The sequence below is a fragment of the Cupriavidus sp. D384 genome, from assembly GCF_001652915.1.
Taxonomy (GTDB): domain Bacteria; phylum Pseudomonadota; class Gammaproteobacteria; order Burkholderiales; family Burkholderiaceae; genus Cupriavidus.
This window is the reverse complement of record NZ_BBQI01000087.1, coordinates 1-20,522: the sequence shown is the minus strand read 5'-3', so window position 1 is coordinate 20,522 and position 20,522 is coordinate 1. Positions and strand designations below refer to the sequence as shown.

14 protein-coding genes are annotated in these 20,522 nt (G+C 67.6%); 12 read left to right on the top strand and 2 right to left on the bottom strand.

All coding sequences use genetic code 11. The annotated features are described in order from the left end of the window. Window positions 1-38: 38 nt before the first annotated feature. From A9J21_RS17240 to pbpC, 3 genes are read left to right on the top strand one after another with little or no spacing between them, the layout of a single operon-like run. The gene (locus A9J21_RS17240) at window positions 39-6,014 is read left to right on the top strand and encodes an alpha-2-macroglobulin (RefSeq protein WP_066737783.1); all 5,976 of its coding nucleotides are present in this window, start codon (window positions 39-41) and stop codon (window positions 6,012-6,014) included. Then, window positions 6,011-6,709 (top strand): lysoplasmalogenase, encoded by a 699-nt coding sequence (locus A9J21_RS17235; RefSeq protein WP_066737781.1) that lies wholly within the window; start codon window positions 6,011-6,013, stop codon window positions 6,707-6,709. The genes A9J21_RS17240 and A9J21_RS17235 overlap by 4 nt, the downstream gene beginning before the upstream one ends. Window positions 6,710-6,740: 31 nt before the next feature. Beyond that, a complete protein-coding gene (gene pbpC / locus A9J21_RS17230; protein ID WP_066737779.1) occupies window positions 6,741-8,957 on the top strand; it encodes a penicillin-binding protein 1C in 2,217 nt (738 codons plus the stop codon). Between the two features lie 21 nt (window positions 8,958-8,978). Here pbpC and A9J21_RS17225 read toward each other — a convergent pair whose 3' ends face one another. Continuing rightward, window positions 8,979-9,911, bottom strand: a complete 933-nt coding sequence (locus tag A9J21_RS17225) for a LysR family transcriptional regulator (protein WP_066737800.1) — start codon at window positions 9,909-9,911, stop codon at window positions 8,979-8,981. 136 nt (window positions 9,912-10,047) lie between these two features. On the opposite strand from A9J21_RS17225, the gene A9J21_RS17220 reads away from it, so the two are divergent. The 3 genes from A9J21_RS17220 to A9J21_RS17210 all read left to right on the top strand — a co-directional run bounded on the left by A9J21_RS17220 (window position 10,048) and on the right by A9J21_RS17210 (window position 13,130). Continuing rightward, entirely contained in the window at window positions 10,048-11,043 is a 996-nt protein-coding gene (locus A9J21_RS17220) for an aldo/keto reductase (RefSeq protein ID WP_066737778.1), read from the top strand. 96 nt (window positions 11,044-11,139) lie between these two features. Continuing rightward, complete coding sequence (locus tag A9J21_RS17215) at window positions 11,140-12,111, top strand: delta(1)-pyrroline-2-carboxylate reductase family protein (RefSeq protein WP_066737776.1); 972 nt, start codon at window positions 11,140-11,142, stop codon at window positions 12,109-12,111. Between the two features lie 293 nt (window positions 12,112-12,404). Next, a complete protein-coding gene (locus A9J21_RS17210) occupies window positions 12,405-13,130 on the top strand; it encodes an OmpW family protein (protein ID WP_066737774.1) in 726 nt (241 codons plus the stop codon). 71 nt (window positions 13,131-13,201) lie between these two features. Here the strand turns inward: A9J21_RS17210 and A9J21_RS17205 are convergent, their stop codons facing one another. Continuing rightward, window positions 13,202-13,402 carry a heavy-metal-associated domain-containing protein gene (locus A9J21_RS17205; protein ID WP_066737773.1) on the bottom strand — a complete coding sequence of 67 codons (201 nt, stop codon included), beginning with the start codon at window positions 13,400-13,402 and terminating at the stop codon, window positions 13,202-13,204. A 184-nt stretch (window positions 13,403-13,586) separates the two neighbouring features. On the opposite strand from A9J21_RS17205, the gene A9J21_RS17200 reads away from it, so the two are divergent. The 6 genes from A9J21_RS17200 to A9J21_RS17175 all read left to right on the top strand — a co-directional run. Continuing rightward, the gene (locus A9J21_RS17200) at window positions 13,587-16,064 is read left to right on the top strand and encodes a heavy metal translocating P-type ATPase (RefSeq protein WP_066737771.1); all 2,478 of its coding nucleotides are present in this window, start codon (window positions 13,587-13,589) and stop codon (window positions 16,062-16,064) included. Between the two features lie 2 nt (window positions 16,065-16,066). After that, window positions 16,067-16,474: a Cu(I)-responsive transcriptional regulator gene (gene cueR, locus A9J21_RS17195; RefSeq protein WP_066737769.1), complete on the top strand. Its 408-nt coding sequence runs from the start codon at window positions 16,067-16,069 to the stop codon at window positions 16,472-16,474. Between the two features lie 58 nt (window positions 16,475-16,532). After that, window positions 16,533-17,444: an alpha/beta hydrolase gene (locus A9J21_RS17190; RefSeq protein WP_066737767.1), complete on the top strand. Its 912-nt coding sequence runs from the start codon at window positions 16,533-16,535 to the stop codon at window positions 17,442-17,444. 88 nt (window positions 17,445-17,532) lie between these two features. Beyond that, complete coding sequence (locus A9J21_RS17185) at window positions 17,533-19,200, top strand: GMC family oxidoreductase (RefSeq protein WP_066737765.1); 1,668 nt, start codon at window positions 17,533-17,535, stop codon at window positions 19,198-19,200. A 309-nt stretch (window positions 19,201-19,509) separates the two neighbouring features. Next, the gene (locus A9J21_RS17180) at window positions 19,510-20,283 is read left to right on the top strand and encodes an ABC transporter ATP-binding protein (protein WP_066737763.1); all 774 of its coding nucleotides are present in this window, start codon (window positions 19,510-19,512) and stop codon (window positions 20,281-20,283) included. Continuing rightward, the coding region (locus tag A9J21_RS17175) for an ATP-binding cassette domain-containing protein (protein ID WP_156545980.1) at window positions 20,283-20,522 on the top strand (240 nt) is incomplete at its 3' end. The genes A9J21_RS17180 and A9J21_RS17175, both read left to right, overlap by 1 nt.

Sequence of the window (20,522 nt, the reverse complement as noted above, 5' to 3'; positions counted from 1 at the left end):
TGTCACGCTCGCGCGGAGCCAATTCGGGAGAAGGCAGCATGATCGGGAGGATCGCCACGGCGGCCACGGCCGCCGCAGCAGGTCTTGTATTCAGTGCGTTGACATGGGCGCCGGCCGCATCGGCCGCGCAGATCACGCGTTTCTCACCCGAAGGGGTGAATCCGCAGGTGCGCCAGGTGGCCATCCGGTTCGACGAACCGATGGTGCCGATGGGCGACCTCAAGGCCGCGGCGCCGGCATCGGTGTCGTGCGTGGGTGGGGTGGGTGGCAGCGGACGCTGGGTCAACGCCACGAACTGGGTCTACGACTTCGAGCGCGACCTGCCGCCCGGCGTGCGTTGCACGGTACAGATCACGCCTGCCCTCAAGAGCGTGGCCGGCAAGGCCTTCAGCGGCAAATCCGAATACCGGTTTGAAACGGGCGGCCCGATCGTGATCTCCGCCCGCCCGTCCGGCGGCCAGGTCGAGGAAGACCAGGTCTTTGCGCTGCGCTTCAATGGCGCGGCCACGGCCGGATCGATCCGCGCGCATGCGTGGTGCCAGGCCGAGGGCCTGGGTGAGCGCATCCCTGTGCGGCTGCTCGCGGGCAGGGAACGCGACACCGTGATCGAGGCGCTGAACTGGAAGGAAGTGGTCAAGCGTGAAGGCGAAGCCGTGCATCTGCTGGCCTGCCAGCAGCGTCTGCCGGCCGGCGCCCGCATGCAGCTGGTGCTCGATGCGGGCATTGCCACGCCGTCGGGCCTGGCTACCACGGCGGCGCGCCGCTTCGACTTCCAGGTGCGCGACCCCTTTGCGGCGGGCTTCACCTGCGAGCGCGAGCGCGCCGAGGCGCCCTGTACGCCGCTGCGCCCGATGACCGTCACGTTCACCGCGCCGATTTCGCGCAAGGCGGCCGAAGGCATCGTGATGAAGACGCCTTCCGGTCCGAAGACCCCGTCGTTCGATCCGGACGACGCGCCCGATGCGCCGGTGTCCACGGTCACGTTCAAGGGCCCGTTCCCGGAGAAGGCCAGCCTGACGATCGAGGCCCCCAGGGATCTCAAGGACGAAAGCGGCCGTGCGCTCAGCAATGCCGACCTGTTCCCGATCAAGCTGACCACCGCCACGCTGCCGCCGCTGGCCAAGTTCGCCGCCGCGCCGTTTGGCGTGGTCGAGCGCTTTGCCGACCTGCCGCGCGGAAAATCGGCAAGCGACTATCCGCCGCTGCTGCCGGTAACGCTGCGCAATGTCGAAGCCGACCTGCCGACGCTGGCCGTGCGTGCCGAGGCCGGCACCGTGGCGCGGCTCAAGGTCGATGACGACGGTGCCATCCTGCGCTGGTTCGGCATGGTCAGGCGCATGCACGAGAACAGCTGGACCAAGGAGCAGATCGCCGCCATCCGCGCCGGTCAGGCACCGTATTCCGTCCAGAGCCCGCGCAATGCACCGTCCATCGAGACGCGTTCGGTGTCGCTGCTCGAAGGCGTGGCGGGTGCGAAGAAGCTGGCGATTCCGAAGTCCACCGACAACACGCCGCGCCCGTTCGAGGTGGTCGGCATTCCGCTGCTTGAGCCCGGTTTCCACGTGGTGGAGATTGCCTCGCCGATGCTGGGCGAGGCACTGCTTGGCAAGAAAGCGCCGATGTACGTGCGCACGGCGGCGCTGGTCACCAACCTTGGCGTGCATTTCAAGCTTGCGCGTGGCGAGGGTGAGGGCGACATGAGCGGCCTGGCATGGGTCACCACGCTCGATGACGGCAAGCCCGTGCCCAATGCCAAAGTGGCGGTGCGCAGTTGCGAGGGCGAACTGCTGGGGCAGGGCACCACCGACGCCACCGGCGTGGTGCGCTTTGCCAAGCTGGCCGACCGTCGCTACAAGGACTGCGCCAACGGCATGAACGGCTATTTCGTGTCGGCCCGCATCGCCGCCGACCATGCCCAGGCACGCGGCAAGGCCGACATGGCATTTGTGATGTCGGACTGGAATCGCGGCATCGAGACGTGGCGCTTCAACGTGCCCACCGATCTGAGCCCGAGGCAGACCGTACGCGCCCACACCGTGTTCGACCGCACGCTGCTGCGCGCTGGCGAAACGGTGTCGATGAAGCACCTGATCCGCAACGAGACCGCGCAGGGCTTTGCGCTGCCGCAGGCCATGCCGGCGAAGCTGCTGATCACCCACGAAGGCAGCGGCCAGAAGTACGAGATGCCGCTGACATGGCGCACCACCGCCACGGGCGGACGCAGCGCCGAGAACGCGTTCCAGGTACCGTCGTCGGCCAAGCTTGGCGTCTACGACGTGGCGCTGGTCTACGACAACGATCGCACGCTCGACAGCGGCAGCTTCCGCGTCGAGGCCTTCCGGCTGCCGGTGCTGTCCGGCACGTTGTCGGTGACCAAGGACCCCAAGGCCAAGGGCAATGCGCTGGTGGCGCCCGCCGAGGTGCCGGTTGGCGTGGAGATCCACTACCTGAATGGTGGCGGTGCCGCCGGCCTGCCGGTGCGCCTGTCCGCGCTGATGCGCAGCAAGGCGGTGAACTTCCCGGACTACGACGACTACGCTTTCAACCCGCCGCGCGTGCAGCAGCAGAGCAGCAGTGGCGACGAGGAAGACGACCAGGACAGCGAAGGCTCGCGCGACGAATCCGAAAAGCTCGTGGCCGACAAGTTGCCGCTGACGCTGGACAAGGACGGCAACGGCAAGCTGACCGTGAAGAACCTGCCGAAGGTGGACGCGCCACGCGACCTGGTGCTGGAGGCCGGCTTTGCCGACCCGAATGGCGAGATCCAGACCCTGCGCCAGACCGTACCGCTGTGGCCGTCCGCCGTGGTGGTCGGCATTCGCGCGGCCAACTGGGTGTCGGTCAGCCAGAAGTTGGCCGTACACACCGTGGTGCTCGACACGCAGGGCAAGCCGGTGGCCGAGTCGCCGGTGCAGATCAGGGCGCGCGCCCGCATCACCACGTCGGCACGCAAGCGCGTGGTGGGCGGCTTCTACCGCTACGACAACCGCAGCGAGACCAGGGACCTTGGCGTGGTGTGCGATGCGCGCACCGATGCCCAGGGCCGCGCACGCTGCGAGGTGGAACTGTCGCAGGCCGGTGAAGTGGAGCTGATCGCCAGTGCGCGCGATGCCGATGGCCGCACCGCGCAAGCCGCCACCACGGTGTGGGTCACGCGCCAGGGCGAGCTCTGGTTCGGTGGCGAGAACCACGACCGCATGGACGTGCTGCCCGAGAAGAAGGCGTATGCGCCGGGCGATACCGCCGTGTTCCAGGTGCGCATGCCGTTCCGTCGCGCCACGGCGCTGGTGGCCGTGGAACGCGAGGGCATCCTCGATACGCAGGTGGTGGAACTGAACGGCAGCGATCCGACGATCAAGCTCAAGGTCAAGCCGGAGTGGGGCCCCAACGTCTACGTGTCGGTGCTGAGCCTGCGCGGCCGTCTGCGCGAGGTGCCGTGGTATTCGTTCTTCCAGTGGGGCTGGCGCCAGCCGCTGGACTGGTGGCACGCGTTCCGCAGCGAAGGGCGCGAGTACGTGGCGCCGTCGCCGCTGGTGGACCTGTCCAAGCCGGCCTTCCGGCTGGGACTGGCGCAGATCCGTGTCGGCAATGACGCGTACCGGCTCGATGTTGCCGTGACGCCCGACAAGGCCAGCTACCCGGTGCGCGGCAAGGCGCGCGTGACGGTGCAGGTCAAGCTGCCCGACGGCAAGCCCGCGGCCAATGGCGAGGTGGCGCTGGCCGCCGTGGACCAGGCACTGCTGGAACTGATGCCGAACACGAGCTGGAACCTGCTTGACGCGATGGTGCAGCCACGCAGCTATGGCGTGGAAACATCGACGGCCCAGATGGAAATCATCGGGCGCCGCCACTATGGCCGCAAGGCGGTGCCAGCGGGCGGTGGCGGGGGCAAGAGTCCCACGCGCGAACTGTTCGACACGTTGCTGCTGTGGAATCCGCGCGTACAGCTCGACCGCGAAGGCAAGGCTACGCTGGAGGTGCCGCTCAACGACTCGCTGACCAGCTTCCGCATCGTGGCCGTGGCCGACCTGGGCGTGAACCGCTTTGGCAGCGGTAGCGCCAGCATCGCCGCCACGCAGGACCTGCAGATGATCTCGGGCCTGCCGCTGCTGGTGCGCGAGGACGACAAGTACCGGGCGATGTTCACGCTGCGCAACACCACGCAGCGCGCGATGACCGTGGAAGCCACGGCACGCGCCACGCTGGTCGACGCACAGACGCTGCCGGCGCAGACCGTGCAGATTCCGGCTGGCGAGGCGCGCGAGATCGGCTGGGATATCACCGCGCCCGCGCTGCTGGCATACAGCCGCAGCGGCACGATCCTGTGGGAGGTGGCTGCAGCCGAAAAGGGCACGGGCGGCGCCAGCGACAAGCTCAAGGTATCGCAGCAGATCGTGCCGGCCGTGCCGGTGACGGTGCAGCAGGCGATGCTGGCGCAACTGACGCCGAACATGTCCGTCCCGGTGCAGGCGCCGGCCGGGGCGCTGGCCGATCCGGCCGGCAAGCTGCGCGGTGGCATGCAGGTGTCGTTGCAGTCGTCACTGGCCGGCGGCATGCCCGGCGTGCGGGAGTGGTTCCGCAACTATCCGTTCAGCTGTCTGGAGCAGCGCTCGTCGAAATCGCTCGGCCTGGGCGATGCCGCGGCCTGGGATGCGCTGATGGCGCAGCTGCCCGCGTACCTCGACACGAACGGGCTGGCGTCGTACTTCCCGCTGCGCAGCGACAGCCAGTCGGGCAGCGAAGTGCTGACGGCCTACCTGCTGGCGATTGCCGACGAGGCGTCGCGTGCAGGGCTGCCGATGCGCATCCCCGACGCGCAGCGCGAGCAGATGGAGCGTGGCCTGATTGCCTTCGTCGAAGGGCGCATCGCGCCGCCGCGCTGGGCACCGTCGTCGGCGACGATGGATCTCGACGTGCGCAAGCTGGCGGCCATCGAGGCGCTGTCGCGTACCGGCAAGGCGCAGGGCCGCATGCTGGGATCGATCCAGATCCTGCCCGACCAGTGGCCCACCTCGGCGCTGATCGACTGGCTGGGCATCCTGTCGCGCGTGCAGGACATCCCCGAGCGCGACAAGCGCATTGCCGATGCCACGCAACTGCTGCGCAGCCGCCTGACCGTGCAGGGTACGCGCCTGGTGTTCTCCACCGAACGCACCGACAACTGGTGGTGGCTGATGTCGGGTGGCGATGTCAACGCGGCCAGGCTGCTGGCGCTGGCGTCGCAGTTGCCGGCCTGGAAGGAAGACGTGCCGCAACTCGTGACGGGCCTGCTGGGCCGGCAGACGCGCGGTGCGTGGTCGACGACCACCTCCAATGCCTGGGGCGTGATGGCGATTCGCCGCTATGCGCAGGTGTACGAGAAGACGCCCGTGGCGGGCAGTGCACGTGCCACGCTGGGCGAGGTGTCGCGCACGTTGGACTGGTCGAAGGCCACGCACCAGGACGGCGTGGCAAGCGGCATGGTCGACCTGCCGTGGCCGGCGGCCTCCGCCAGCGCGCCGCTTGCGCTGCAGGTGGAGCAGCAGGGCACGGGCCGGCCGTGGGCCACGGTGCGTGCGCTGGCCGCCGTGCCGCTGCGCGAACCGGTGGCGGCGGGCTATCGCATCCGCCGCAGCATCACGCCGGTGGACCAGGCGGTGGCGGGCAAGTGGTCGCGTGGCGACACATACCGCGTCAAGCTCGATATCGACGCGCAGGCCGACATGACGTGGGTGGTGGTCAGCGACCCGGTGCCTACGGGCGCGACGATCCTGGGCAGCGGCCTGGGCCGCGATTCGGTGATCGCCACGCGCGATCAGAAGTCGGCATGGTCCGATTACACCGAGCGTACGCCCGAGGCCTACCGCGAGTACTTCAGCTATGTGCCGAAGGGTGGCCTGTCGGTGGAGTACACGGTGCGGCTCAACAATGCCGGCGAGTTCGCGTTGCCGCCGACGCGCGTGGAGGCGATGTACGCGCCGGATGTGTTCGGTGAAACGCCCAACGCGAAGCTGACGGTGGGAGCTGCCAAGTGAGCTGGATTGCCCTGCGGATGCCCCCACGCGTGCGCGAATGGTGGATGGCCGGCGCGCTGGCCGGCATCACCTACGGTGTGCTGCTGTTCCAGGCGTCGCTGGAGCTGCCGCCCAATGCGCCGCTGGCCGGCCAGATCGCGTACCAGCCGGTCTGGAAGACGGCGATGGCGCTGCTGCTGGCGCGCGCGGCGTGGTTCCATCGTCCGCCCGGCGAGCGGCGCTGGCTGGTGATCGCGCTGGTCTTCTCGGGGCTGGGCGATTTCCTGCTGGCGCTGCCCGGGCTCAGGGTCTCGTTCGTCGGTGGCCTGGGGGCCTTCCTGATGGCGCACCTGGCCTACCTGCGGCTGTTCGTGCCGCTGGGCAGCGACATGCGCCCGCATCGGCTGGTGGGCTGCGGCCTGGTGCTTGGTGCCGCAGGCGCGTTGCTGGGACGCTTCTGGCCCAATCTCGGGCCGTTGATGTGGCCCGTGACCGTATATATCGGCGTGCTGGCCGCCATGGCATGCGCGGCACTGCTGGCGCGGTTGCCGACGCCGCTGGCGGCACTGGGCGCGCTGTGCTTTGTGGTGTCCGATGCGCTGATCGGCACGGCGAAATTCCTGTCGCCGTTCGACACGTACCAGCTGGGCATCTGGTGGACGTACGCCATCGCGCAGCTGCTGCTGGTGGCCGGCGTGGTGGCAGCGCGCGACTAGGGCGTTGGGTGCGGGCAACGCAGGACGAAGCATGCGATTGAAGCGAAGTGCGTGGGTGGTGACAGGTTTGCTGCTGTGGTCGGCAGGCGTGGCCCATGCCGTGCCGGGTTTTCGCGAGGTGCGCGACAACTGGCGCAGTGCCGACATCGTGGTCACGGATCGGCACGGGCAGACCGTGGCGCGCGTGCGTGACGACTTCCAGGCGCGGCGCGGCGACTGGGTGACGCTGGCCGACACATCGCCAGCCTTGCGCACGGCCATCGTGCTGTCCGAGGACAAGCGCTTCTATGCGCATAGCGGGGTGGACTGGCAGGGCGTGGCGGCGGCTGCCTGGGCCAACCTCTGGAACACGCGCACGCGCGGGGCATCGACATTGACGATGCAGCTCGCGGGCTTGCTCGATGCCGATCTGCGTGCCGGCCGTGGCCGCAGCTTCGGGCAGAAGATGGGGCAGGTGGTCAGTGCGTCATCGCTGGAGCGGGGCTGGAGCAAGGACCAGATTCTTGAGGCCTACCTGAACCTGGTGCCGTTTCGCGGCGAACTGGTGGGACTGTCGGCGATGTCGCAGACGCTGTTCGGCAAGGTGCCGAGCGGGCTCGATGCGCGCGAGTCGGCGCTGGCCGTGGCACTGGTGCGCAGCCCGAATGCGTCGGCGCTGCAGGTGTCGAAGCGTGCGTGCGGCATCCTGCGCGACATGAAGGTTCCACGCGAGTGCGACGGGCTCGATGGCTTTGCCACGCTGGTGCTGGCAAAGACATCCGGCACGGCGGGCGATGCGATGAACGCGCGCCGCGACGTCAACCTTGCGCCGCATCTGGCACGCCAACTGGTGGCGCAGGTACGGGCCGCCACGCCCGCGGGCAAGCCGCTGCCCACGCGCATCGTGTCGACGCTCGACGCCGAACTGCAGCGCGTGGCGTCGGACAGTCTCGACCGGCATCTGCGCGAACTGGCGGGCCGCAATGCCGAGGACGGCGCCGTGGTGGTGATCGACAACGCCAGCGGCGACGTGCTGGCCTATGTGGGGTCGTCAGGCGTGCTGTCGGCGGCGGCGCAGGTCGATCATGCGGCCGCGCTGCGCCAGGCCGGTTCGACGCTGAAGCCGTTCCTCTATGCGCAGGCCATCGAGGAGCGCAGGCTTACCGCCGCATCGCTGCTCGATGACCGGCCCGTCAACCTGCCGACCGGCGGCGGTCTCTATATTCCTCAGAACTACGATCATCGATATGCCGGCTGGGTCAGCCTGCGCGCCGCGCTGGGTTCGTCGCTGAACGTACCTGCCGTGCGCACGCTGGTGATGGTGACACCGCACCGCTTTCATCGGCGGCTGGTGTCGCTGGGCTTGCCGTTGACGCAGTCGGGCGACTACTACGGGTACAGCCTCGCACTGGGCAGTGCCGACGTGTCGCTGCTGTCGCTGACCAATGCGTATCGTAGTTTCGCCAATGCGGGCGCGTTTGCGCCGCCGCGCACGACGATGGGTGCGGCAACGCCGGCAAAGCGCCCGGTGATGACGCCCGAAGCCACCTATGTGATTGGTGACGTGCTGTCGGATCGCCATGCCCGCGCGCGCACGTTCGGGCTCGACAGTCCGCTGACCACGCGCTTCTGGACGGCCGTGAAGACCGGCACCAGCAAGGACATGCGCGACAACTGGTGCGTAGGCTGGTCGCAGCGCTACACCGTAGGCGTGTGGGTTGGCAACGCCAGCGGGGCGAGCATGCATGACGTGTCGGGTGTGTCGGGTGCGGCGCCCGTGTGGCATGAAGTCATGGAGGCGTTGCATCGCGGCATGCCCAGCCGGCCACCGGCGATGCCGGCCGGCGTGGAACGCGTGGCGTTGCAGTTCGAGGATGAACTGGAGCCCGCGCGCGACGAGGTGTTCCTGGCGGGTACTGCCGTGCAGCAGATCCGCATCGGCAAACCCGGCAAGACACAAGGCACACCGGCGATTGCCAGCCCGGCGGACGGCACGATCTTCGCGCTCGATCCCGATATCCCGCCGGCCGCGCAGCGCGTATGGTTTCATGCCGATGGCCTGACCGGGCAGACCGCCAATGCCGTGACATGGCGCATGGACGGCAAGCCGCTGGGACGTGGCGGACAAGTGGGCTGGCTGCCATGGCCGGGACGCCATCGCGTGCAACTGGTGGACGCCGGCGGCAAGGTCGTGCACGAGATCGGCATCGAAGTGCGCGGCGCCAGCGTGCGCGAGGGGAAGGCGCAGAAAGTGTCGCTGCAGCGCTGAGCCGCCCCGCACGGCCGGGCGCTACAACGGCGATTGCGGCAGCTCGCGCGCCTTGAGGAAATCGACAAACACGCGCAGCTTGGGTGGCATCAGCGCGCGGCTTGGATAGTAGAGATAGAAGCCCGAGAACGGGGGCGTCCAGGCATCGAGCACAGTGACCAGCGCCCCCGATGCCAGCGCCTGGGCGATGTGGTGCGGAAACTCGTACACCAGGCCCAATCCCGCCAGCGCGGCCTGATGGAGCATGGTCTTGTCGTTGGCGATCAGCGCGGTGTGCGTATCCACGGTGAACGGCCGGCCGCCCGCACGTGAAAACTCCCAGCGGTACACCGACCCCATCGGTCCGAAGCGATATTGCAGGCAGGCATGGCGATGCAGGTCGTGGGGCGTTTCGGGCGTGCCGTGCGCGGCCAGGTAGCCGGGCGCGGCGGCCACCACCATGCGCAGCGGGCCGGTGACCGGAATCGCGACCATATCCTGTTGCAGCGCTTCGCCCAGACGCAGGCCGGCATCGAAGCCTTCGGCAATCAGGTCGATGAAACGGTCGTCGGTCACCAGGTCGACGCAGATCGACGGGTACTCGCGCATGAATTCGGTCAGGATCGGACGCAACGCAATGACCACGGCCGAGTGCGAACTGGTCAGCCGTAGCGTGCCCACCGGTACGTCGCGCTGCTGGCGCACATCGTCGGTGGCGGCATGGATCTCGGCCAGCGCCGGTGCCACGCGCGCCAGCAGGGCCGCGCCGGCTTCGGTCAGGCCCACCCGGCGCGTGGTCCGTTGCAGCAGGCGCACGCCGAGCCGGTCTTCCAGATGGCGCACGGTCTGCGAGATCGCCGACGGGCTGACGCCGAGCGCGGCGGCGGCAGCCGTGAAGCCGCCGAGTTGCGCAACGCGCGTGAAGGCCGCCAGGGCGGGCAGGGAATCGGGATCGATTGTGAAGTCTGGCTTCATGATGCGTGCAGCGTAGCACGCTGTTTCCCGGCGCGCGGGATCGCGATACTGGCGCTCATCCGGTTGGGGCTGCCCTGCATGTTCGGGCACCGGCCGCGATGTGAAATCCATGACGTGAACGACAAGGAGTCTTCCGATGACGGCAATGCGCAAGCTGGGGCAGGTTGGCCCCGAAGTTTTCCCCCTGGGCCTCGGCTGCATGGGTATGAGCGAGTTCTACGGCGCCCACGACGACGCTGAATCCATTCACACTATTCATCATGCAATCGATAAAGGAATCAACTTTATCGATACGGCTGATATCTATGGGCCGCATACCAATGAGGTGCTGCTTGGCCGCGCGCTGGCCGGGCGCCGCGACAAGGTGGTGCTGGCAACCAAGTTCGGCATCGTGCGCGACGCCGCCAACCCCGGCGCGCGCGGTGCCAACGGGCGGCCCAAGTATGTCCGGGCGTCCTGCGATGCAAGCCTGAAGCGGCTGGGCGTGGACCATATCGACTTGTACTACCAGCACCGCGTCGATCCGGACACGCCGATCGAGGAGACCGTGGGTGCGATGGCCGAACTGGTCAAGGCCGGCAAGGTGCGCTGGATCGGGCTGTCGGAGGCTGGCCCCGCCACCATCGAACGCGCCCATGCCGTGCATCCGGTCACGGCGCTGCAGAGCGAGTATTCGCTGTGGACGCGCGATGTGGACGAGAACGGCATCCTGGCCACCTGCCAGCGGCTGGGCATCGGCTTTGTGCCGTACAGCCCGCTTGGGCGCGGTTTCCTGACCGGCGCCATTCGCACGCCCGACGATTTCGCGCCGGACGACTACCGCCGCACCAATCCGCGATTCATGGGCGAGAACTTCGCGCGCAACCTGAAGCTGGTGGATGCGGTGCGGGAGCTGGCAGCCGCCAAGGGCTGTACGGCGGCGCAACTGGCGCTGGCCTGGGTGCTGACGCGTGGCGAGCAGGTGGTGCCGATTCCGGGCACGCGGCGCATCGGCAATCTCGACGACAACCTGGGTGCGTTGGAAGTGACGCTGTCAGCGCAGGACCTGGCCGATATCGACGCGGTGTTCCCGCTGGGCGCAGCGGCGGGTACGCGCTACGCCGAGCAGGTGATGTCGCTGCTGTCGCGTTGATTGGAGGGGGCGACAGGGGGGCGACAGGGGGGCGAGGGGCCCGGCTGGGTGACAATGTCGGCCTTCGCTCGTTATTGCCTGTAATGGCCGACACCGATGACTGCCAAGCCGTCCGTTCCCCTGACCGCCCTGGACGCCGCCGCCACCGCGGCGCGCCTGCCGTATCCCGAACTCGCCCAGGCCATTGCGTCGATGCTGGGCGAATTGCGCGACGGTACCGCCATGGCGCCGCCGCGCATCGCGCTGCCCGTGGGTGATGCCGCGCGCGGGCAGGGCACGCTGCTGGTGATGCCCGCCTGCAACCGCGACATCGTGATGACCAAGAACATCACCGTGCATCCGGGCAATCCGCAGCGGGGCCTGCCCAATATCCTGGGCGAGGTGGTGGTAGCCAACGCGCATACGGGCGAGCGGATCGCCATGCTCGACGGCCCGACCGTCACCGGGCGCCGTACCGCCGCGGTATCGTTGCTGGCAGCACAATCGTTCGCACCGGTGATTGACGGCGAATTGCTGATCGTCGGGGCAGGCGTGCAGGCGCAAACCCATCTGGAAGCCTTCGTGGCCGGTCTGCCGCTGCGCAAGGTCTGGCTGCAGTCCCGCACGCGCGACAAGGCCGAGGCGCTGGCCGCGCAGGCGCGTGCCCTGGGCTTGGAGGCCGAGGTGATCGACGATGTCGCGGCGGTGCTGCCCCGGGTGTCGATGGTGGTCACCGTGACGTCGAGCCGGTCGCCCGTGCTGCCCGATCTGGACAGCGGGCTCTGGACCGACCGCCATTTCGTGGCGGCGGTAGGCGCATTCCGGCCCGACATGTGCGAACTGCCGCCCCAGCTGTGCCAGACGGCTTCGGCGCAAGGCCGCCTGCTGGCGGACACGCTTTTCGGCATCGAGGAAGAGGCTGGCGACCTGCTGCAGGCGGGTATCGACTGGAACACGGTGCAACCGTTCGAGACGGCCATTCTCGAAGCCGATATGCTGCGCGCCCGAAGCGGCAGCCCGCTGGTGTTCAAGAGCGTGGGCTACGCGTTGTGGGACCTGGCTGCGTGCATCCTGGCCAGCCAGAAGTGACGCGGGCATGACCCTGGGAAAAGTCCGAACGCTTGTTTGAGAAAACGGCTATGCAGCAATAAAACCACTCAGGAAGAGTGGTTTTTCATTTGTGAAACGGAACCGTTGTGCTCACGCGTCGTTTTGGATGCAAAAACGCGGAAATCGCACGCCGTCTTTTGGGTTAACCCTGCCTTTAGGGCATTTCTTCTATCATCCCGTCCCGTGTTTGAAACAGTCCGTGCAAGCCGCGCAGGATAATTGCCGCCAGCAGTGGCTGTATTCAGAAGAAAGAGGATGGAGTAAGAGGAACAATGAAAAAGATCTATAAGAACATGCTGATGGCGGGTGCCGCCATGGCAATGGCTGGCGCCGCACAGGCCCAGTCCGCGGGCAGTAACGTAGTGAGCCTTGGCTGGATGCGCGTGATGCCTACGGGCGACTCGCAGCTGCTGACGATCGATTCGATCGCTGGCCGTCCGGCCGGCGTGCAGCGCCCGAACACCGGTGCCAAGATCGACGGCGCGGACACCGCCGGTCTCACGTTCGGGCACTTCTTCACCGATAACATTTCGGCCGAATTCGTCGTGGGCATTCCGCCCCAGCACGATGTCAGCGGCGACCGGGGCTATGCGCAGTACGGCAAGCTCGGCGAAGTGCGTCAGTGGAGCCCGGCCATCGTGGCGAAGTGGCACTTCTTCGACGCCAAGACCAAGTTCCGCCCGTACGTTGGCGTTGGTGTGAACTACACCTGGTTCACCGGCGAGACCGTCACGAACCAGACCTTCGTGCAGCGCGAATTCGGCCCGGGCTCTACCATGACCGCGAGCGCCAGCTCGTCGTGGAACCCGGTGTTCAACGTCGGTGCGAACTACGCCATCACCGAGAAGTGGTTCGTTGGCTTCTCCGTGTCGTACGTGCCGATCTCGGCCACGGCCCACTTCACGACCACGCTGGCCAATGGCGCCAAGGTGGAGTCGCACACCAAGATCAAGATCGATCCGGTGGTGACCTACCTGAACGTCGGCTACAAGTTCTGATTCTTCGCGGACCAGGCTGGATGGCGAAAAGGGCACTTTCGGGTGCCCTTTTTCATGGCCGGCGCCGGGTCTCAGGCTACCGACTTCACCGGATAGCCGGCCTCCTCGATGGCCTGCTGCAGCGCCTGGCGATCCGCGCCCGATTCGACCTTCACGGACTTGGCCGGCACATCGGCGGCTACCTGCGCGGCCGGATCGACGGCCTGCACCGCGCGGGTGATCGCGCCGACACAATGGTTGCAGGACATGCCTTCGACCTGGAACTGGATCATGGTGTGACTCCTTCTGAATGATTGGAACCGGAAACGACTTCGGATGGAGTATGAACCTTCCCACCATGGGAAGCGCAAGCCCGCGCTGGTGACGCGGAAATAACGCGGGCGACCTTGACCTTCCAATGATGGTAAGGTCCACAGTACCGTTGTCGCGCCACGTGCGCCTTGCCGGATTCCGCCCATGTCCACGCCTGCGTCTTCCCTGAATCCCGTCCCCAACACCACATCGAATGCCGCCCGGAATGCGCCCGGGGCAGCCGAGTGGCGCCTGCCCGTCGAGGGCATGACCTGCGCGTCGTGCGTGGGCCGCGTGGAACGTGCGCTGGCGAAGGTGCCCGGCGTGCATGACGTGGCCGTCAACCTTGCCACCGAGCAGGCCACGCTCCATGCCGAAGGCGGGGCTGCCCTGGCTGCCGCCGCGCAGGCGGTGGCCGACGCAGGCTACGAGGTGCCGCGCGACGAGATCGAACTGGAGATCGCCGACATGACCTGCGCGTCGTGCGTGGGCCGTGTGGAGCGCGCGCTGCGTGCCGTGCCGGGCGTGCAGGACGCCCAGGTGAACCTTGCCACCGAGCGTGCCACGGTGACGGTGCTGCGCGGCACCGCCGATGCCACGGCGCTTGCCGCTGCCGTGACGCGCGCCGGGTATGGCGCGAAGGCGGTGGCCGATGCGGTGGCCGCTGCATCGGGTACGGACGCGCGCGCCGATTTCTGGTCGGGCCCGTGGCCCGTGGTGATCTCCGCCGCGTTGTCGCTGCCGCTGGTGGCGCCGATGGTGCTGGAATGGTTCGGCATCCACGCGATGCTGCCGGGCTGGCTCCAATGGCTGCTTGCCACGCCGGTGCAGTTCGTGTTCGGCTGGCGCTTCTACAAGGCTGGCTACAAGGCCGTGCGCGCCCGCGCCGGCAATATGGACCTGCTGGTGGCGCTGGGTACATCGGCGGCCTACGCGTTGTCGATCTGGCAGATGTTCGATGCCGAGCCCGGCGCGATGCCCCATCTCTATTTTGAAAGCGCCGCGGTGGTGATCACGCTGGTGCGGCTCGGCAAATGGCTGGAAGTGCGCGCCAAGCGCCAGACCGCCGATGCCATCCGCGCGCTGGCCGCGTTGCGCCCCGATACGGCGCGCGTGGTCCGTAACGGCGCGGAGCAGACCGTGCCGCTGGCAGAGGTGCGCGTGGGCGACGATATCATCGTGCGGCCCGGCGAGCGGATTCCCGTCGACGCCGAGGTGGTGACCGGCAACAGCCATGCCGACGAATCGATGCTGACCGGCGAATCGCTGCCGGTGCCCAAGCAGCCGGGCGACCGCCTGACCGGTGGTGCGATCAATTTCGAAGGGCTGCTGGTGGCGCGTACCGTTGCCGTGGGTGCCGAGACGGTGCTCGCCAGGATCATCCGCATGGTGGAGCATGCGCAGGCGGCCAAGGCGCCGATCCAGCGCATGGTGGACCAGGTCAGCGCGGTGTTCGTGCCCGTGGTGCTGGGCATTGCGCTGGCGACGTTGCTGGGCTGGGGCGTGATCGTCGGCGACTGGAGCCAGGCGCTGCTCAACGCGGTCGCGGTGCTGGTCATCGCGTGCCCCTGCGCGCTGGGCCTGGCCACGCCGACCGCGATCATGGCGGGTACGGGCGCCGGCGCGCGTGCCGGCATCCTGATCAAGGACGCCGAGGCGCTGGAAGTGGCGCATCGCGTGTCGATCGTGGCCTTCGACAAGACCGGCACGCTGACCGTGGGCAAGCCCGAAGTGGTGGCGTTGCACGCCGTCGATGGCAACGACAACGCGCTGCTGGAAAAGCTGGCCGCGCTGCAGGCTGGCAGCGAGCACCCGCTGGCGCGTGCCGTGGTGACGCTGGCCGCGGAGCGCGGCATCGCGGCGCCCGTGGCTGTCGACGTGCGCGCGCTGCCGGGCCGCGGCATTGCCGGGGTGGTGGCGGGGCAGGTGCTGCAACTGGGCAGTGAAGGGCTGCGCGCATCGCTGAACGCCGATGCGGGTGCGCTGCAGGCCGATGCCGAACGCCTGCGCGGCGAAGGGCGTACCGTGTCATGGCTGATCGACGCCGGACGGCAGACCGTGCTGGGGCTGGTGGCATTCGGCGACGCGCTCAAGCCGGGCGCCGCCGCCGCCATCGCACGGCTGCGCGAGGCCGGCATCCGCACCGTGATGCTGACTGGCGACAATGCCGGTGCGGCGGCCCGCGTAGCCAGCGTGCTGGGCCTGGACGATGTGCAGGCCGAGGTATTGCCGGAAGACAAGGCCGCTCGCGTGACGGCACTGCGGGCGGACGGCAAGGCCGTGGTGGCGATGGTGGGCGATGGCATCAACGACGCGCCGGCTCTGGCGGCGGCCGATGTCGGCATCGCCATGTCCACCGGCACCGACGTGGCGATGCACGCGGCCGGCATTACGCTGATGCGGGGCGATCCGGCGCTGGTGGCCGATGCGCTGGCGGTGTCGCACCGCACGGTGCGCAAGATCCGCCAGAACCTGTTCTGGGCCTTCATCTATAACGTGATCGGCATTCCGCTGGCCGTGGCGGGGCTGCTCAATCCGGTGGTGGCGGGCGCGGCGATGGCGTTCTCCAGCGTCAGCGTGGTCAGCAACGCGCTGCTGCTGCGCCGCTGGCATCCGCTGGCCGGCAAGCAAGCAAAGGAGTGACGATGAATATCGGAGAAGCGGCGGACGCCTCGGGCGTATCCGCCAAGATGATCCGGCACTACGAATCGATCGGCCTGGTCGACGCGCCGCCGCGCACCGAGGGCGGCTACCGCCGTTACGACGACCGCGCGGTGCATACCTTGCGCTTCGTGCGGCGCGCCCGTAATCTCGGATTCTCGCTCGACGAGATTCGCAACCTGCTGTCGCTCTGGCATGATCGCGGCCGGGCCAGCGCCGACGTCAAGGCGCTGACGCTGCGGCACGTGGCGGAACTGGAGGTCAAGATTGCCGAACTGGCCGCCATGCGCGACACATTGCGGGCGCTGGCCGAGGCCTGCAGCGGCGACGACCGGCCAGACTGCCCGATCCTGTCGGACATGGCATCGGACTGTCCGGCATGCCATTCCTGAGCGCAGACAAGCAGGCAGCAGCATAACGACAAGCAGGTCCCAACAAGGAGAGATTGGGATGAACGAACCTGTGACGGCCTTTGCCCTGGCGTCCGCGCCGGCGGCATCCATCGTGCCGGCCGAATCGCGCCAGCGCATGCGCGATGGCACCGAATTGCTGCTGCGTACCTGGATGCCTGACCCGCAGCGCTTTGCCGCCCCCCTTGGTACCGTCCTGCTGGTCCACGGACTGGCCGAGCACAGTGGCCGCTATGGGCATGTGGCGGCCGCGTTGTGCGCGCTGGGGCTGCGCGTGCGGGCCTACGACCACCGGGGCCATGGCGCGAGCGGTGGCCCCCGCATGGTGGTGCCGCATCCCGACAGCTATCTCGACGATCTGGCCGAAATCCACGATGCCGCAGTGCGGCAATGGCAGGAATTGCCGATCGTGCTGGGCCACAGCATGGGCGGGCTGGTGGCGGCGCGCTTTGCCACGGCGCGCGTGCGGCCGATCCGGGCCTTGGTGCTGTCGTCGCCGGCGCTGGCGTTGAGGTTGTCCAACAGTATGCTCACGCTGCATCGTGTACTGCTGGCGCTGGTTCCACGTATGCGCGTGCCGAATCCCATCGACGCCCATCTGCTGTCGCACGATGCCGAAGTGGCGCGGGCCTATCGTACCGATCCGCTGGTGCAGGGGACGATCAGCGCCAGTGTGCTGGAGTCTTTCCTGCATGGCATGGCGCAGGCCCAGGCCGACGCGCCAAGGCTGGAGGCGCCCATGCTGATGCTGGTGGGCGGCGCCGACAGCATCGTCGATCCGCAGGGCAGCCGCACCTTCTTTGACAACGCGCCGGAAGCGCTGCGCGACATGGCCTGGTTCGATTCCGGCTTCCACGAGATCTTCAACGAGGCCGAACCGCTGCGTGGCGAGGTCTTCGCGGCACTGGCCAACTGGCTGGACCGGCACCTGGAGACTCCGGCAAAGCCCTGACGACGGGGGCTGCCAAGTCGTGCGATGATGCCCGGCATTCCACAAGAAAAACAAAAGGCCCTCAGGGTCGGCAAAGGAAGCAAGGGATATGGAGACGTACGACTACATCATCGTGGGTGCCGGGTCGGCCGGCTGTGTGCTGGCCAACCGGTTGACGCAGGACGCCGACGTCAACGTGCTGCTGCTCGAAGCCGGTGGCAAGGACGACTATCACTGGATCCATATTCCGGTGGGCTACCTGTACTGCATCGGCAATCCACGCACCGACTGGCTGTACCGCACCGTGGCGGAGGCGGGCCTCAACGGCCGTTCGCTGGGCTATCCGCGCGGGCGCGTGCTGGGGGGCTGCTCGTCGATCAACGGCATGATCTACATGCGCGGCCAGCGCGAGGATTACGACGACTGGGCGCGCATTGCCGGTGACGACGGCTGGCGCTGGGACAACGTGCTGCCGCTGTTCAGGCGTAGCGAGGACCATCATCGCGGCGCCAACGAATTCCACGGCGCCGGCGGCGAATGGCGGGTGGAAGGGCAGCGGCTGCACTGGGACATCCTGGAGCGGTTTATCGACGCGGCCGAGCAGGCCGGCATTCCGCGCACCGACGACTTCAACCGCGGCGACAACTTCGGTGTGGGCTATTTCGAGGTGAACCAGCGGCGCGGCATTCGCTGGAACACGGCCAAGGCATTCCTGCGCAAGGCGTCGGATCGGCCCAACCTGACCATCGTCACCGGGGCCCAGGTCAGCGGCCTGGTCTTCGATTCGCCGGACGGCCGGCGCTGCACCGGCGTGCAATACCTGGGCGGCGGCCAGCAGCTGGAAGCGCGCGCCACGGAGGAAGTGATCCTGGCCGCCGGCGCCATCAATTCGCCGCAACTGCTCGAACTGTCGGGCATCGGCCAGCCGGAACGGCTGCAGGCGCTGGGCATCCGCGTGCGGCATGCCTTGCCAGGCGTGGGCGAAAACCTTCAGGACCACCTGCAGCTGCGCACGGTCATCAAGGTGCAGGGCGTGCGCACGCTCAATACGCGTGCGTCGAAGTGGTGGGGCAAGCTCGGCATCGGGCTGCAGTACGCGTTCAACCAGAGTGGGCCGATGAGCATGGCGCCGTCGCAGCTGGGCGCGTTTGCGCGTAGCGATGACAGCCACGCCCGCGCCAACGTCGAATACCACGTGCAGCCGCTGTCGCTGGACAAGTTCGGCGATCCGCTGCACGACTTCAACGCCTTCACTGCCAGCGTGTGCAACCTGCGGCCCACGTCCCGCGGCAGCGTGCATATCGACAATCCGGACTTCCGCCGCGCCCCGCTGATCGCACCGAACTACCTGTCGACCGAAGCCGACCGCAAGGTGGCCGCCGATTCGATTCGCCTGACGCGACGCATCGTGGCATCGCCGGCGCTGGCCCCATACCAGCCCAGCGAATGGCTGCCGGGCCCGGCGTTCCAGACCGACGAGCAGCTGGCGGAAGCGGCCGGCGCCATCGGCACCACGATCTTCCATCCGGTGGGCACCTGCCGCATGGGCACCAGCGACGATGCCGACGCGGTGGTCGACAACAGGCTGCGCGTACGCGGCATTGCCGGCCTGCGCGTGGTGGATGCTTCGGTCATGCCGCTGATCACATCGGGCAATACCAACTCGCCCACGATCATGATCGCGGAGCGGGCCAGCGACATGATCCGTGCCGATCGCAAGGCGCGTGCGAGCGGTGCAGCAAACGCACCGGAAATCGTCACGTCAGTTCCGGCGTAAGGGTCTTCCACGATACCTGGCGAAGCCGATGCCCGCAGACGTCGGTACGGCTTCGCACATCGGATTGCCGTCACGTCGTTAATGTATTAAGCCTAGTGCAAACCCCGATGTTTTGCGACGCAGCAGGCGCACACAATAGTCGCCGGTATACGGTGCCGCAGCCTTCACTTCGCGCACCGGCATCCACGGTAGCCGCACCGTTCCCACCTATATCTAAAGCGGCAAACATGGCGACAAAGCGCCGCAGTTCGAACCATTGTCAGTAGCCGGGCACAACCCGGCATGCAGCAAGAGGGCGGGCAGGAGACTATGACTCAGGAAATCATCCTGGAAACGAAGAACCTCACGAAGGAATTCAAGGGGTTCACTGCGGTGAGCGACGTCAACCTGCGCGTGCGTCGCGGCTCGATCCATGCATTGATCGGACCGAACGGCGCGGGCAAGACCACCTGCTTCAACCTGCTCACCAAATTCCTGGAGCCCACCACGGGCACCATCCTTTTCAACGGCATCGACATCACGCGCGAGAAGCCCGCACAGATTGCGCGGCGCGGCGTGATCCGGTCGTTCCAGATTTCCGCCGTGTTCCCGCACCTGAGCGTGCGCGAGAACGTGCGCATCGGCCTGCAGCGCCAGCTGGGCACCGCGTTCCAGTTCTGGCGCAGCGAGCGGTCGCTCGACGTGCTCGACGCGCGCGCCATGGCGCTGCTGGACGAGGTGGGCCTGACCGAGTTCGCCGAGACCACCACCGTCAACCTGCCGTATGGCCGCAAGCGCGCGCTGGAGATCGCCACCACGCTGGCGATGGAGCCCGAGCTGATGCTGCTGGACGAACCCACGCAGGGCATGGGCCACGAGGACGTGGACCGCGTGACGCAGCTGATCAAGAAGGTCTCCGCCGGCCGCACCATCCTGATGGTCGAGCACAACATGAACGTGGTGTCGTCGATTGCCGACAAGATCACGGTGCTGCAGCGGGGCGCCATCCTGGCCGAAGGGCCGTACGCCGAAGTGTCGAAGGACCCACGCGTGATGGAAGCCTATATGGGCACCGCCGATGCCGAACTGCAGGGAGCGCACTGATGACCGCGAATATTCCCGCACTCGAAATCAAGGACCTGCACGCCTGGTACGGCGAATCGCACATCCTGCACGGCGTGGACCTGACGGTGAACCGTGGCGAGGTGGTGACGCTGCTGGGCCGCAATGGCGCGGGCCGCACCACCACCATGCGCGCCATCATGGGCCTGACCGGCGCGCGCAAGGGATCGATCAAGATCAACGGCAACGAGACCATCGGCCTGCCCACGCACAAGATTGCG

What these genes read in the sequence shown, in the direction of transcription:
- cueR (WP_066737769.1), top strand. Translation starts at nt 16,067, where the DNA reads ATGAATATCGGAGAAGCGGCGGACGCCTCGGGCGTATCCGCCAAGATG.
- A9J21_RS17220 (WP_066737778.1), top strand. Translation starts at nt 10,048, where the DNA reads ATGACGGCAATGCGCAAGCTGGGGCAGGTTGGCCCCGAAGTTTTCCCC.
- A9J21_RS17215 (WP_066737776.1), top strand. Translation starts at nt 11,140, where the DNA reads ATGACTGCCAAGCCGTCCGTTCCCCTGACCGCCCTGGACGCCGCCGCC.
- A9J21_RS17180 (WP_066737763.1), top strand. Translation starts at nt 19,510, where the DNA reads ATGACTCAGGAAATCATCCTGGAAACGAAGAACCTCACGAAGGAATTC.
- A9J21_RS17225 (WP_066737800.1), bottom strand. Translation starts at nt 9,911, where the DNA reads ATGAAGCCAGACTTCACAATCGATCCCGATTCCCTGCCCGCCCTGGCG.
- A9J21_RS17240 (WP_066737783.1), top strand. Translation starts at nt 39, where the DNA reads ATGATCGGGAGGATCGCCACGGCGGCCACGGCCGCCGCAGCAGGTCTT.
- A9J21_RS17210 (WP_066737774.1), top strand. Translation starts at nt 12,405, where the DNA reads ATGAAAAAGATCTATAAGAACATGCTGATGGCGGGTGCCGCCATGGCA.
- A9J21_RS17190 (WP_066737767.1), top strand. Translation starts at nt 16,533, where the DNA reads ATGAACGAACCTGTGACGGCCTTTGCCCTGGCGTCCGCGCCGGCGGCA.
- A9J21_RS17205 (WP_066737773.1), bottom strand. Translation starts at nt 13,402, where the DNA reads ATGATCCAGTTCCAGGTCGAAGGCATGTCCTGCAACCATTGTGTCGGC.
- pbpC (WP_066737779.1), top strand. Translation starts at nt 6,741, where the DNA reads ATGCGATTGAAGCGAAGTGCGTGGGTGGTGACAGGTTTGCTGCTGTGG.
- A9J21_RS17185 (WP_066737765.1), top strand. Translation starts at nt 17,533, where the DNA reads ATGGAGACGTACGACTACATCATCGTGGGTGCCGGGTCGGCCGGCTGT.
- A9J21_RS17200 (WP_066737771.1), top strand. Translation starts at nt 13,587, where the DNA reads ATGTCCACGCCTGCGTCTTCCCTGAATCCCGTCCCCAACACCACATCG.